The sequence below is a fragment of the Streptomyces camponoticapitis genome, from assembly GCF_014646115.1.
GTDB classification, from domain to species: domain Bacteria; phylum Actinomycetota; class Actinomycetes; order Streptomycetales; family Streptomycetaceae; genus Streptomyces; species Streptomyces camponoticapitis.
In genome coordinates, this window is the sequence record NZ_BMMV01000008.1 from 236,749 (window position 1) to 250,543 (window position 13,795).

Genomic DNA, 13,795 nt, shown 5'->3' on the forward strand with positions numbered 1-13,795 from the left:
GCGGTGGTCACTGTGCATCACTCCCACGGGCGGTCATGGAGCCGGGACGGCTGATGCCGGGCCCGGTGAAGGTGTAGCTGTCGAGGTCGAGAATGGCTCCGGAGCCTCCGGTGAAGACCACGAAGAGATCTCGCGGCTGCTCCACGGCGTTCGTGACGGGCACGTTGACCTCGGTGTACGTCTCCCAGCCGCCGGTGTTGGGCACGGTCACCCGCCCGACCACCGGTCCGGTGACGGAGTCGTAGCGGAAGGTCGCCACGTTCCCCGCCTTGTCGGAGGAGACCCGGGCCCTGATGCCGGTGACGCCCTTGAGGCTCACCGGGTGGTACTTGACCCACTCGTTGTTCTGCACGTCGCCCAGGCGTTTGCCGCCCTCGGCCCCGGCGGCGGTGATGACCTGAGGGCCGGAGAGTTGCGCGAAGTGCTCCGCCTGCCACTTCTTGGGCCAGAGGCTGAGCTCCTTCTCCCCGGTCAGCGGTACGGTGCCGGCGGCGCCCTTGTCCGTGTAGCTGGCCCGCACCACGTAGAACTGCGTGGCGTCGAGGCCGGAGTGGATCGGTCCGGTGTTGAAGGTCGTGGAGCATCCGGTGCCTTCGGCGACCTCGTGCGCGTGCTCCTGGTGGCCCAGGGCGATCCGTACGATCACCTTCGAGCAGTCGATCGGACCGTCCTGCGGATCGGTCGCGGACGCGGTGACGGTGACGTTCTCGTTCCACTCGAACGCGCCGCCCGCCGGTGGCTGCGAGATCGTCAGCGTGGGGCGGTTGTTGCCGACGACGACCGGGATCGTCGCGGTGCCGGTGCGGCCGGTGCCGTCGCTGACCGTGAGTCTCGCCTGGAAACTGCCGTTCGACGGATAGGTGAAGGACGGGTTGGCGGCCGTGGAGTCGGTGCTTCCGTTGTCGGTGAAGTCCCACGCGTAGCTGAGCGGATTGTTATCCGGGTCGCTGCTGCCCGCGCTGGAGAAGGTCACGGCCAGCGGCGCGAGTCCGTTGTCCCTGTTCACCGAGGCCTTGGCGAGGGGTGAACGGCCGCCCTGTACGTAATTGATCTTGTAGAGGCCCGCGTCCTCGGCGCCCGAGAAGTAGCCGCTGCCGTATTCGAGGAGATACAACGAGCCGTCGGGCCCGAACTCCATGTCGATCGGGTGGACGAGCTTCATCCCGTCCAGGACCGGCTCGATCGCCGTCGGCGTACCGGTGGACGCGTTGCCGTTGTTGAACTGCACTTCCTTGATCCAGTTACGGCAGTACTCGGAGATCAGCAGTTTGTTGTCGTAGTACTGCGGCCACTTGACGTCGGAGTTGAGATTCGCGTCGTAGTGGTAGACCTCGGTGTGGTTGGGCGAACCGCATCCGCCGGGGTTGTCGAGCTGCGGCCACTCCTTGCTGCCGCCGTGCTGCTCCCACACCAACGACGTCTTGGTGGGGGGCAGTTGCTGGATGCCGGTGTTGCGCGGGGAGTTGTTGACCGGGCCGGTGCTGCCGCCGCAGGGGAACCAGCCGCGGGGCTGGTTGGCCGCGAAGTCCCAGTCGTTGTAGGCCACGTTGGGGCCGCCGCAGTACGGCCAGCCGTAGTTGCCGGGGCCGGTGGCCCGGTTGAACTCGTCGTACGCCGCCGGGCCGCGCGCGGGGATGGTCGCTCCGGCGTCGGGGCCGACCTCGCCCCAGTACAGGGTGTTGTTCGCCTTCTCGTCGACCCAGACGCGGTACGGGTTGCGGACGCCCATCACATAGACCTCGGAGCGGGTGCCCGCGGTGCCCTTGGCGAAGAGGTTGCCGTCGGGGACGGTGTACGTCCCGTTGTCCTCCGGGTGGATACGGTTGATCTTGCCGCGCAGGTCGTTCGCGTTGCCCGAGGTGCGCTGGGCGTCGAACTGGGCGTGCCGGGAGGGGCGTTCGTCGATCGGGGCCATGCCCTGGGCGTCGCCGCCGGAGTTGGTGTTGTCGCCCACCGCGAAGTAGAGGTTGCCCGCCGTGTCCCACGACATGGAGCCGGCCGAGTGGCAGCACATCTCACGCTCGGTCGGCCACTCGATGATCATGTCTTCGCTGGACGGGGCGATGGTGTTGGTGCTCTGGTTGAAGGTGAACCGGGAGATCCGGTTGACCAGCGGGGTGCTCTTGGGCGAGTAGAAAAGCATCACCCAGCCGGTGGTGGCGAACTTCGGGTGCAGGGTGATGCCGATCAGCCCGTCCTCGAAGCGCGCGTCCAGGGGGATGGTCAGCGCGACCGTCGTGGACTTGGTGGCCGGGTCGTAGAGGCGGACCTGACCGCCGGCGGCGCTGGTGCCGCGGTTGATGTAGAGGACCTTGCCGTTCGGCAGTACGGCGAGCTCGATCGGCTCGCCCATGCCGAGACCGCCGTCGAGCTTGACCTTCTCGAAGCCGCTGGTGGGCGGGGGTTCGGCGGCTTTCGACGCCGCCTTCTGGACCGGGGGTCTCTGAGCGGCCTCCGGGTCGGCGGCCATGGCGCCGGGCGCGAGCAGCAGTGCGGTCAGGGTTAACAGGGCGGTCAGACAGGCGACAGCGCGCGACAACACGGAACCTCCAGGGGCCGATCGTGGGGTGGGGGCGCCCGGCGGCCCGGGGCGCGACAGACGTGCTGTCGTGCCCCAGGTCGTCCGGGCGGGTCGATCGAGTGGTGACTGGTTACTGACTGGTGCCGTACACGGCCAGGTCCCAGAGGGAGTAGCCGTACTGCGTCGCGCGCGTGGTGCCCAGGACCCGTACGTACCGCCCGGTGCCGCTCACGGCGAGCTCGTCGAGACCACCGTTGCCCGCCGTGACCGTACTGACCGTGCGCCAGGTGGCGTTGTCCGTCGACGTCTGGACCGTGTACGCCGTGGCGTGGGCGGTCTCCCAGTTCAGCCGGACCCGCTGGAGCGTACGGACGCCGCCGAGGTCGACGGTGATCGACTGCGGGTCGGAGTACGCGCTGCCCCAGCGGGTGGCGGAGTCGCCGTCCACCGCGTTGGCACCCACGTGCGTGCTGCCGGGCTCGACGCTGGTGACCGTGACGGGCTTGCCCCGCGCGAGATCGGTGGCCTGCGCCCCGTCCTGCTTGATGCGGACATTGCGATAGCTGATGTCCAGGCCCGCGCCGTCGTTCTGGAGGCCTATGTGGCCGAGGGCGATGTCACGGTTGCTGGTGTAGTCATTGATCTTGACGCCGTTGAGCCAGATCTCGACGTGCCGGTCGTGCACCGCGATCTCGTAACTGTTCCAGGTCCCGGGCGGGTTGAGCGCCGCCGCCCGCGCCGCCGTGTCGGGCGCCTGGAAGCTGTAGACGCTCCCGGTGGTACGGGTCGGGTCGCCGTCGGACGCGTCGATCTGGATCTCGTGGCCGAGGTCGACCGGCTTCCAGGGGTCGCCCTGCGGGTCGGGGAAGCCGATGAAGACGCCACCGTTGTCGTCGCCCGGCATCATCCAGTCGGCCTTGAGCGAGTAGTTGGCGAAGGGCGTCACCGGATACCAGAGCAGGCCCATGCCACCGACCGAGGAGAGTGTGCCGTCGGCGAGGCTGAAGCTGCCCGCGCCCGCCTGCCGCCACTTGTCGAGACTGGCCTGGCTGCCGTCGAACAGCGGCGTGTAGCCGGTCTCCGGGCGGCAGTCGGCGGCCTTGGCGCGCGAGGCGGTCTGGATGCCGCCGAGGAGCATGGTGGTGAAGGCGGGGTCCGCGTACGACTCCTCGGTGTGGCCGAGGCCGGTGTACCAGGAGCGTCCGCCCCGGTAGTCCTGGCACCAGGTGATCGGATGATCGCCCATCGTGCCGCCGGAGTACGACGTCTCGTCCAGGCTGGCGAGCACCTTCACCGCCGAGCGGGGATTGGCGCGGTAGTTGTACCACTCGTCGGTACGGGTCCAGCGCTGCGGCAGATGCGAGGTGGAGACGGACGCGCGGTCCTCGACCTTGACGGTGGCCTGCTGGGTGGCCGGGTGGGAGGCGAAGTACGCGCCGACGAGGCCGCCGTACCAGGGCCAGTCGTACTCGGTGTCGGCCGCGGCGTGCACGCCGACGTAACCGCCGCCGTTCGCGACGTACGACTCGAAGGCGGTCTGCTGCGCGGAGTTCAGCACGTCGCCGGTGGTGGAGAGCCAGACCACCGCCTGGTACTGCGCCAGGTTGGCGGCGGTGAACGCGCCGGCGTCCTCCGTGGCGGTGACGGTGAACCCGTTGGCCGCGCCGAGCCGTTGGACGGCGGCGATACCGGCCGGAATGGCCGAGTGCCGGAATCCGGCGGTCTTGGAGAAGACCAGGACCTTGGTGAGGGGCGCGGCGGCGGCGCGTGTTGGGGACGGCGCGGAGGCCGGGGCGGGCGCCGCCTCGGCAGGCGGGGCCTGCGGTACGGCGACGAGCGACATGGCCGCCAGAACGAGCGCGATCAGGGCGCGGGACACAGTGCGCACTATCCGGTCCTCTCTCGGGGCGCGCGAAGGCGCTGGCTGAGCGAAGCGGTGATTTGCGACGAGGCGGCGGCGTCGTCAGGCGTAGTGAACATCGGAGGTCTAGGGGGGTCAAGGGTCGGCGCTGAAGTATCCGAAGATTAGTTTTCCTCCATGACAAAATGTCCCCCTTGACCGCTCCCCTGGTAGCGACAGCCCTCAACAGCAGCGCCGGGAACGGGAATCGGCCACCGCGATTGATCGGATCTTCGCGCGACGGAGGGTCACGGGCGGCCTGAACGGAACATGCGCCCCGTTCAACGGAGGTCGAGGACGGGACGCACGCCGGACCCGTCGCTCATGTCCTCGCTCCCGGGGCCGCTGACAAATTCGGCCATGCTCGGCTCGCGATCCCCGGTCGCCAGGGGCGGCCGGGTGACGAGGGCTCCGTCCCGCCGCGCATCAGGGTGATCCGCCGTCCCTCGCGCTCGGACACCGCGTGATACTGACAGGCGGAGATCGCCGAGAGGACCATCGCCCGTGACACAGGACATCGACACGGCGACCGCGCACGCCTGGCGCGCACTCGGAGGTGCGCGGGAGGCGGCCGGACTCGTCACATACGTACCCGCCCCCGGGGTGCTGCCGGCACGGCTGCCCGTACGGCAGTTGGCTCGGGCGAGCGTCGGGGTGTGCTCGCTGGCCGCCGCCGAGCTGGTGGCGCGGCGGTCCGGGCGGGAGACGCCGGGGGTCCGGGTGCATGAGGCGGCCGTCGGGGCGGCGTTCGTCAGCGAGCGGCATCTGCGGATCGACGGGCGGACCTGGTCTCCGTTCGCTCCTCTCTCCTCGTTCTGGCGCGCGGCGGACGGCTGGGTCCGGACGCACGCCAACTACCCCCACCACCGGGCCCGGTTGCTGTCGGCGCTGGGGATCCCCGACGGGGACGACAACGGTGCGCTGGCCGGGCGGCTGGCGGAGGAGCTGAGGGCGCGGCCCGCCAGGGCGATCCAGGAGACGGTGTACGCGGCGGGCGGGCTGGCGGTGGCCGTGGCGGAGCCGGATGCGCGGAGATGGCCGCTGATCGAGAGCCGGCTCTCGCCGGACGGTGGAGAGGCCACCGCCTCCGGTCGACGCCTGTCGACAGAGGCTCCGCCCCTGCCGGCGCACGGAGTGCGGGTCCTCGATCTGACGCGGGTCATCGCGGGACCCGTGGCCACCCGTACCTTGGGCCTGCTGGGCGCCGACGTGCTGCGCGTCGACTCGCCGCGGCTGCCCGAGGATCCGAAGGCGCACGCCGACACCGGCTTCGGCAAGCGCTCCACCCGCCTGGACCTCGGTGTCCCGGCCGGGCTGGCGGTCTTCGAGGAACTTCTGGCGTCGGCCGACGTCGTGGTCATGGGCTACCGCGCCGACTCGCTGGACCGGTACGGACTCGACCCCGATTCGCTGGTGGCGCGGTATCCCGGGCTGATCGTCGCGCAGCTCGACGCGTGGGGATGGACAGGGCCGTGGCGGGAGCGGCGCGGGTTCGACTCGCTGGTGCAGGCGGCGAAGGGGATCGCCCTGATCGAGCGGGGTGCCGACGGCCGGCCAGGCGCACTGCCCGCGCAGGCGCTCGATCACGGCACCGGTTATCTCCTCGCGGCGGCGGTCCTGCGCGCACTCACCGAGCGTCAGGACGACGGGGTGGGCCGGCGGCTGAGGCTCTCGCTCGCCGGGACGGCCTCATGGCTGATGCATGACATCAGGCCGGAGCCGGCCGGGGTCGACGACTCGGTGGCCCGGTCGGGCGAAGCCCACGACCCCGAGCCGTGGATGGCCGAGACCCCCTCGCCGTACGGCACGCTCCGATACGTGCTTTCGCCGGTCGACTACGAGGGTGGACCCGGTGATTGGACCCGCCCGCCGTCGCTCTGGGGTACCGACCCGGCTCGGTGGCTCTGACCGCGTCCGCATCGCGGCCGATCGATTGTCAGTGGTCGATGTCACTATGAGTGACATGGAGATCTTGGGGTGGGGACCTTTTCTGGAGCGGTGGAACGCGGAGTGGGCAGCCGCGCCGAGGACGAGGGAGGAAGCGGAGGAGGACGGGGAGGAGGGCCGTCTGGAGGAGATGGTCGAGGCGGGGCTCGGATTCCCGCCCGCCGACGAGGAGCGGATCACCGCGCTGGAGCGGCGGCTCGGTGCCACGCTGCCGCCGTCGTACCGCTCCTTCCTGGCGGTGTCCGACGGCTGGCGGCGAGCAGGGAGCGGGGTCTATCTGCTGGGGACGAGCGAGGGGGTCCACTGGCACGGGGACCCCTTCGGCTTCCAGGAGGCGTACGAGAAATCACTGACCTCGCACTCCTCGGCGGAGGCGGTCCTGGTGGCGGGGATGTGGAGCAGGGCCCTTCAGCTCGCCGTGGACTCGGACATGACCGATGTCCTGCTCGATCCCGGTGATGTGAACGCCGAGGGGGAATGGGCGCTCTACATCTACCGGGGCTACTCGGGCGAGTATCCGAACAGATACGAGTCGTTCGGCGCGTTCATGCGGGAGAAGTATGTGGAGTTCCACGGGGACAACGGCTCGGACCCCGGATTCGTCAATGACACGACACGCGCACTCGACGCGTCCCTGGAGCGGGCGCGCCTGGCCTGTCTGTCCGGGGAGGACGTCGACCGGCAGATGGAGACGCTGGCCGAGGCGATGAGACACGCCAGACCGCGCGCCCGGAAGCTGTATGTGCAACTGACCTCGATGCTCGGCCGCAACGAGTACTACCGGGCGGAAGGCCGGCTCGAAGACCCGCTGGTCGGGCAGGAGTTCATGCCCCTCGCCGCGCTGGAGGACGCCCGCGGCGGCAAGGACGGGGACTGGTTCCTGAGAACGCTCGACGAGGGCGACCGGGCAGGGGGCGCGGCGCTGCTGGAGCGGATCCGGGAGCGCGGTTACGTGTACGAGTCGCCGGGCCTGTTCGGCGAGGCGGTCGTCGCGGCGCGCGAGCAGGCACGCTGGGGCGACACCGGCGGCGCCTGGCGCACGGTGGAGGCGGCGCTGCCCGACTGGGAGCCGTACGAGGACGATCACATCGCCCCGATAGGGCTGCTCGCCGATCCGATCCTCGGGCCCGTCGTCACGCCGGAGCGCGGGCGACGGATCTTGTCGACGCCACGGGGCGCGGGACGGAGCACAGGAGGGGACGCGGGACGGCCGGGGCGGGCCGGGCCCTCGGGCCCCGTCAAGGAGAAGGCGCCTGACGGGCTCGCGTGGCTGGCCGATCCCGCGCGGCAGCGGCACTCCTACCGTTTCGTGCTCGCCGAGGGCATCCCACCGCGGGAGTTGGGCGAGCGGCTGGGCGGCGAGGTGCTGCTTCCTCCGCACAACCAGGCGGAGACCCACCCCTGGCGGGGCATCGCGCGGGACGCACCGGAGCGTGTGGGCCTGTGCGGGGCGAAGGACGGCGCCGAGAGCGGGCCCGGCTGGAGCTTCGCGTTCAGGGACGGCACCGAGACGTTCCAGCCGAAGCGGGCCAGTCCGATGGGAGAAAAGGCTTCGCGGGGCGGCGGCCGGTCCGTGCTGGTGTGGTGCGAGATTCAGGGGGAGAGGTCCAAGACGGTCCCCGACACCTTCCACTTCTCGTACTCCGAGGACGGCCGGGAGCGCTATGGCTTCACCGCGCGCGGAGGCGTGACGGAACGGAGAGGGGAGATTCCCGAGACGCTCGATCCGCGTCTCTTCTTCCCCGAGGGCACGGAGGGAGAGCACGTGGGCGCGGACGAGAGCGCGGACGAGGGCGAGGACAGGCGGGTGGGTGAGCGGCGGATGCTCACGGCCGTCGCGAGCGCCTTCGGGGTCTCGCTGCCGCGCTTCGCGATCCAGCACGGGCGGCTGCACGCGGTCAGGACCGGCCCGTGGACCAGGCCGCCCGGTCCGGGCGAGCAACGGCTCGTATTCGTACGGCACCGGACTCCGGCGCCCCGGGAGGAACAGTGACGCGTATCGAGGCCGAAGTCATCGAGACCGAGCGGCTGCTGCTGGTGCCGCAGCGGGTCGAGCACGCGCGGGAGGTGGCCGTGGTGCTGGCCGACCCGGCGCTGTACACGTTCATCGGGGGCGAGCCGGCGACAGCCGAGGAGTTGGCCACGCGCTACGCGCGCATGGCCGCCGGGCCGTCCGATCCCGCTGTCTCCTGGTGCAACTGGGTCATCCGGCTCAGGGAGGGTGAAGAGGGCGATGGACAGGGGCGGTTGGCGGGGACGGTCCAGGCGACGATCAGCCCGGCGGGTCCCCGGGACGAGCCGTGGGTCGTCGCGGACATCGCCTGGGTCGTGGGCACGTCCATGCAGGGGCGGGGCATCGCCACCGAGGCGGCGCGCGGGCTGGTCCGCCGGCTCGAACAGCACCCGGTGCGGGACATCGCGGCCCATGTCCACCCCGACCACGCGGCGTCGGCGGCCGTCGCGCGCGCCGTGGGTCTGGAGCCCACCGACGAGTGGCACGACGGCGAGGTGAGATGGCTGCGCCGACTGCTCAGACCAGAAGCCAGGTGATCAGCGAGAGGGAGGCCATCGAGCAGAGCGTGGAGAGGATGACGGTGTCCCTGGCGAGGTCGGTGTCCATACGGTATTCGGAGGCGAAGATGAAGGCGTTCTGAGCCGTCGGCAGGCCCGCGCAGACCACGACCGCGAACAGGGTGTGGCCGGTCAGCCCGAAGAGCCAGTGGCCGATCGCGTAGGCGAGCAGCGGCTGGGCCGCGATCTTGAGGGCGACCAGGAGAGCGCGTTCGGCGCGGCCCGAGGAGTCCGGCCGTACGCGGGTGTTGAGGGACATGCCGAGCGCGAAGAGGGCGGCCGGGACGGCGGCGTCGCCGAGCAGTTCGAGCGGTGCGGTCGCCTCGGCCGGCAGGCGCACGCCGAGCGCCGAGACGGCCACTCCGGCGAGGGAGGCCGCGATGATCGGGTTGCGGAAGGGGAGTTGGAGCATCCGGGCCGCGCGTCCGCGTGTCTCACGCCGTACGTCCAGATCGATGAGGACCAGCACCACCGGCGCGATGAAGAGCATCTGGAAGAGGGCCACGGTGATGACGAAGGAGGTGTCGCCCAGGACGTGTACGGCGACGGGGATGCCGAGGTTGGCGGAGTTGACGTAGCCCGCGGCCATCGCGCCGACGGCCTGTTCGGCCTGGCGGCGCCGGAACACCCAGCGGCTGAGCAGAAGTCCGGCCGCGAAGACGACGATCAGGCTGATGGCGAAGACGAGGACGCCGATGTTCAGCAGGGCGGTCACGTCGGCGCGGGCCATCGCCAGGAACAGCAGGGCCGGCATGGCGAAGGTGAAGGCGAAGCGCCCGAGGACGTGCTGGGCCTGGCCGCCGAGGATGTCGTGGCGCGCGGCCACCCAGCCGAGGCCGGTGATCACCCAGATGGGCAGGAAGCCGAAGAGGACGGCATGCATCGCGACCGCCTCCTGCCCCTATGGCGTACGGGCGGCCTCGACCGCCCGCGCGCGGGTCGACGGTCGCGGCGTCCGCTCCGAAGACGTCGGTGGCGATGGCGGCTGCTGTACGTGTATATGCCCGGCTTCGGGAGAGGTCACCGGACTCAGCATGCCGGACACGGCAGACGGCAGGGCACCCGCCCCCGCCGGTGACCGGCGGGGGCGGGTGCCTGCTGTGTCGCTGTACTCGTTCCTCCGTCGCTGGTCCCGGTGTTTCCGGCCCGTCAGCGCCCGTAGCGGATCAGGGCACGCACCATGCGGCACGTCGTGTCCGACGGCGGATGGATGCCTATCAGAGCCGCCGTCGAACGGATCCTCCGGTTGTTCGCGTTCGCCGGGTGATACACGCCCGAGTCGAGCAGGGCGATGGCGAGGCGCATGGCCTTGAGGCGGCGGTTGTGGGTCTCGTACCACTCACGGGGCTGTCCCGCGGGCAGTGGCTTGCGCTGCACGGACTTGGCGGCTGGCGGTGTGATGTCGAAGAGCTTCGTCGTGATAGTGGCAACGGCCATCGGCGACCTCCCGGCACGGTGGTGGAACCCTCACGAACACTTACAATTCTACCGCCTCCCACTGACAATCGCCCCTGGCCAGACGGGGTTTGAGGGGCATCGGGGGCTCCTGGCCCGATACCCGGAGGACATGCCCCGGGCGCTCCTGTACAGTCCGGCACAACACGTATCGCGAGGAGGTGGAGCCCGATGTGCGGCAACCGAACTTTCCGGGCCCTCCTGGCCGTCGCGTCCGTCTGACCCACGCGCCGGGAGCCGTCCGTACAACGGACAGATTCTCTGAGCGAAGGAAGACATGACCACCGAGCAGTTCCGGATCTCCGTATCCGACGATGTACTCGAAGACCTGCGTGACCGGCTGAACCGCACTCTCTTCACCACGGCGTCCGACAGCACCTTCTGGCTGGCGGGAACCGACCCCGGCCAGCTGCGCGAGCTTGTCACCCACTGGGCGGACGGGTTCGACTGGCGGAAGGCCGAGACCGCCCTCAACACCTATGACCACCGCATCGCCGAGGTCGCCGGCCGACCGGTGCACTTCGTCCATGTCCCGGGCAGGCGGGCCGAGGGCGCGCCCGCGCCGTTGCCCCTGATCATGACGCACGGCTGGCCCAGCAGCTTCGTGGAGATGCTGAAGGCGGCCGACCGACTGGCCGATCCGGCCGCGTACGGCGGTGACCCGGCCGACGCGTTCGACGTGATCGTCCCGTCGCTGCCCGGTTTCCTCTACTCGGCGCTGCCCGACGGACCGTTCACCCGCAGGCGCGTCGCCGAGTCGTGGCATGAGCTGATGACCGGGACGCTCGGGTACGAGCGGTATGGCGCCTTCGGCGGCGACATCGGGGGCGGGGTCACCCAGTGGATCGGCGCCCTGTACCCCGAGCATGTCGCCGGGATCCACCTCACCTCCGCCATGGTCGGGGCGGACTTCGAGAAGCGGCCCGCGACGCCCGAGGAACAGGCCTACATCGACCATCTCAAGGCCTACGACGTCGGTGACCAGGGCTACAGCGAGATCATGTGCACCCGGCCGGACACGATCGCGGCGGCCCTGGCGGACTCCCCCGCCGGGCTGCTGGCCTGGATCATCGACAAGTACCGGGACTGGAGCGACTGCGACGGCGATCTGGAGAGCCGCTGGGACAAGGACACGCTCCTGACGGTCGCCACCCTGTACTGGGTGACCGGGAGTATCGGAACGTCCTTCCGGCAGTACTACGACTACCCGCTCAACAAGCCGGTCCCGACGATCAATGTGCCGGCGGCTGTCACCCTGAGCAATGAGCTCGCGTTCAAGGGGCTGCCCCGCAGCCTCACCGAACGGCTCTGCACCGACCTGCGGCACTGGAGCACGCCGGAACGCGGCGGGCATTTCATGTCGCACGAGGAGCCGGAACAGGTGGCGGACGAACTGCGTGCGTTCTTCAGGCCGTTGAGGTCCGCGAGCTGATGTAGTCCCGAGGCGGGCGGGCGGGTGGACGCGGGCCGGGAACGGTCGGCACCCGCCCGTCCGCCCACATGGTGACGAAGTCCGCGATCCGCCTGCCTGGGCCCGAACTCGGCCGGGACGGCGTCGGTGATCCTGCTCGGCGTGCGCGAAGCGGTCACCGAGTGACGGCCGGAAGCGGAACTGTGCCCGGGGTTACGGAAGTTGATGCCGGGGCGCTTGAGCAGTACGGGCCCACCGTTCGTACGTAACGGCACACGTAACCCATCCGGCCGCCCCCGCGGCCGGGGACAGGAGCCCCACGTGTCGCGCAAGAAGTCGTTCAGCCCGAAGAAGAAGATCGCCCTGCTCGTCGGCGCGGCCGCGCTGGTGGGAGGTACGGCGGTGGCGATGACCGGCACCAGCCAGGCCTCGGTGGAGTGCGACGGGCTGAACACCGCCCTCGGCAACAACCAGCGTTTCATCGACGGTCAGCGGGCCGCTCCGGACGCCCTGTCCGACGCGCGGATCGCCAACCGGCAGGACGTGATCGAGGAGATCAAGCGGAAGCAGGCGGCGTCCGGGTGCGAGGTGGGCGCGAGCGACACGGGCGCGCCGCCTCCGGCGGAGGCGGCGCCGCCGGCCGGTGACGAGGGCGCGGGCGAGGAGGCGGGCGCGGGTGCGGGTGCGGGCGAGGACACCGGCGCCGGGGAGGACGCGGGCGCCGGTGCGGGTGCGGGTGCCGGTCAGGTCGGTGAGGTCGTCTGTGCCGGGTCGACCGTCACACTGTCCGGCGAGGCGGGTGCCCCGGCGGCGTCGAGCAACGAGTTCCCGGTCGGCACCACGCTCAAGGTGACCAACCTCGACAACAACAAGTCCACCACCGTGCGGGTCACCGCACCGTCGGGCAGCTGTGCGCTGCTCAACGACGCGGCGTTCGAACAGGTCCGTGAGCCGGGCAAGTTCCTGATCCGCAACGCGCGGATCGAGCGCGTGGGCTGACCCCCGCCCCGGCAAGGACCCGGACGGCGCCGGGCCAGGGCCCGCAACCGGTCAGGACCCGGTCAGCTGCTCCTCCGCGTCCGCGAGGATCTCCGTCAGCCGCAGGCCGAACCGCACGTCGCAGGCGTGCGGTTCGCCCGTGCGCGCCGCCGTGAGCAGGGCGCTGATCGCGTTGCCGAAGATGTCCACCGGGTCACCCCAGTCCTGGGGAAGCTCGACCGTGCCGTGCTCGCCCCTGAGCTCGAACCCCGTGCCCGCGCCCTTCACGGGGGAGCTCAGGCTCAGCGCCGCCGAACTGCTCACGCCCGACGTGTGCGTGAGCACCAGATGCGTGAGGTCGGGCTCGGTCCGTACCGCCGTCACGGCCGTCACATCGCCCAGTACCGGCAGCAGCGCGGAGAGCGCGTGGGGGCCGACGTCCCACAGGCCGCCCTTCTCGCGGCGCCAGGGCGAGTCCGCGTACGGGCTGTCGGTGCCCGCCGCGTACAGGGCGCCGAGCCAGTGGGCGCGTGCCGTGAACCAGCCGCCCAACGCCGCCTGTTCCTCGACCCACCGGGCGGTCTCGGGGGCGAAGCGCAGCGTGCAGAAGACCAGTGAGGCGACTCCGGCGCGTTCGGCGGCGTCCGCCACGGCGCGTGCGCCGGGCACGGTCGTCGCGACCGGCTTGTCCATGAGGAGGTGGCAGCCTGCCGCCGCCGCCCGCGCCGCGAGCGGCGCCTGGACGTCCGGCGGCAGGGCGAAGGCGACCGCGTCGCTCGCGGCGAGCAGCGCGTCGAGCCCGTCCAGGCCGCCCGCGCCCGAACCCCCCTCTCCGTCACCGCCGCCCGCGTACGCCTTGGTGTCGTGAGCGGCGGCGAGGGCGGCGGCGGCCTCGGGCCGCCGCCCCCAGACGCCGCTGAACTCGACATCCGGGTGGGCCGCGATGGCGGGGGCGTGCGTGCGCTCGGCCCAGGGGCCGGTGCCGAGAAGTGCGATGCGTAGCTGACTCATA

At 70.8% G+C, this 13,795-nt stretch carries 10 protein-coding genes; 5 read left to right on the forward strand and 5 right to left on the reverse strand.

Annotated elements, in window-relative coordinates; genetic code table 11:
• Positions 1-7: 7 nt before the first annotated feature.
• Together IEY79_RS15350 and IEY79_RS15355 are read right to left on the reverse strand one after the other, a co-directional pair.
• Positions 8-2,542 carry a PQQ-dependent sugar dehydrogenase gene (locus tag IEY79_RS15350; protein WP_189108011.1) on the reverse strand — a complete coding sequence of 845 codons (2,535 nt, stop codon included), beginning with the start codon at positions 2,540-2,542 and terminating at the stop codon, positions 8-10.
• 109 nt (positions 2,543-2,651) lie between these two features.
• Positions 2,652-4,409: a ThuA domain-containing protein gene (locus IEY79_RS15355; protein WP_189108012.1), complete on the reverse strand. Its 1,758-nt coding sequence runs from the start codon at positions 4,407-4,409 to the stop codon at positions 2,652-2,654.
• Between the two features lie 516 nt (positions 4,410-4,925).
• On the opposite strand from IEY79_RS15355, the gene IEY79_RS15360 reads away from it, so the two are divergent.
• The 3 genes from IEY79_RS15360 to IEY79_RS15370 are packed head-to-tail and all read left to right on the forward strand — an operon-like array spanning position 4,926 to position 8,918.
• On the forward strand, positions 4,926-6,329 hold the full coding sequence (locus tag IEY79_RS15360; protein WP_189108013.1) for a CoA transferase: 1,404 nt from the start codon (positions 4,926-4,928) through the stop codon (positions 6,327-6,329).
• A gap of 55 nt (positions 6,330-6,384) precedes the next feature.
• Positions 6,385-8,361: an SMI1/KNR4 family protein gene (locus tag IEY79_RS15365; protein WP_189108014.1), complete on the forward strand. Its 1,977-nt coding sequence runs from the start codon at positions 6,385-6,387 to the stop codon at positions 8,359-8,361.
• Positions 8,358-8,918 (forward strand): GNAT family N-acetyltransferase, encoded by a 561-nt coding sequence (locus IEY79_RS15370; protein ID WP_189108015.1) that lies wholly within the window; start codon positions 8,358-8,360, stop codon positions 8,916-8,918. Before IEY79_RS15365 ends, IEY79_RS15370 begins: the two co-directional genes overlap by 4 nt.
• On the opposite strand, the gene IEY79_RS15375 is transcribed toward IEY79_RS15370, so the two are convergent.
• Both IEY79_RS15375 and IEY79_RS15380 read right to left on the reverse strand, forming a co-directional pair.
• Positions 8,899-9,822 carry an AEC family transporter gene (locus IEY79_RS15375; protein WP_189108016.1) on the reverse strand — a complete coding sequence of 308 codons (924 nt, stop codon included), beginning with the start codon at positions 9,820-9,822 and terminating at the stop codon, positions 8,899-8,901. The genes IEY79_RS15370 and IEY79_RS15375 overlap by 20 nt on opposite strands.
• A gap of 266 nt (positions 9,823-10,088) precedes the next feature.
• Entirely contained in the window at positions 10,089-10,376 is a 288-nt protein-coding gene (locus tag IEY79_RS15380; protein WP_189108017.1) for a hypothetical protein, read from the reverse strand.
• A gap of 295 nt (positions 10,377-10,671) precedes the next feature.
• On the opposite strand from IEY79_RS15380, the gene IEY79_RS15385 reads away from it, so the two are divergent.
• Together IEY79_RS15385 and IEY79_RS15390 are read left to right on the forward strand one after the other, a co-directional pair.
• A complete protein-coding gene (locus IEY79_RS15385; RefSeq protein ID WP_189108018.1) occupies positions 10,672-11,826 on the forward strand; it encodes an epoxide hydrolase family protein in 1,155 nt (384 codons plus the stop codon).
• 300 nt (positions 11,827-12,126) lie between these two features.
• Positions 12,127-12,804 (forward strand): SCO2207 family protein, encoded by a 678-nt coding sequence (locus tag IEY79_RS15390; RefSeq protein ID WP_189108019.1) that lies wholly within the window; start codon positions 12,127-12,129, stop codon positions 12,802-12,804.
• A 51-nt stretch (positions 12,805-12,855) separates the two neighbouring features.
• Here the strand turns inward: IEY79_RS15390 and IEY79_RS15395 are convergent, their stop codons facing one another.
• The gene (locus tag IEY79_RS15395; protein ID WP_189108020.1) at positions 12,856-13,794 is read right to left on the reverse strand and encodes a Gfo/Idh/MocA family protein; all 939 of its coding nucleotides are present in this window, start codon (positions 13,792-13,794) and stop codon (positions 12,856-12,858) included.
• Position 13,795 lies beyond the last annotated feature (1 nt).

Coding starts and splice junctions, on each gene's coding strand:
- IEY79_RS15365 (WP_189108014.1), top strand. CDS start 6,385: ATGGAGATCTTGGGGTGGGGACCTTTTCTGGAGCGGTGGAACGCGGAG.
- IEY79_RS15375 (WP_189108016.1), bottom strand. CDS start 9,822: ATGCATGCCGTCCTCTTCGGCTTCCTGCCCATCTGGGTGATCACCGGC.
- IEY79_RS15380 (WP_189108017.1), bottom strand. CDS start 10,376: ATGGCCGTTGCCACTATCACGACGAAGCTCTTCGACATCACACCGCCA.
- IEY79_RS15385 (WP_189108018.1), top strand. CDS start 10,672: ATGACCACCGAGCAGTTCCGGATCTCCGTATCCGACGATGTACTCGAA.
- IEY79_RS15395 (WP_189108020.1), bottom strand. CDS start 13,794: ATGAGTCAGCTACGCATCGCACTTCTCGGCACCGGCCCCTGGGCCGAG.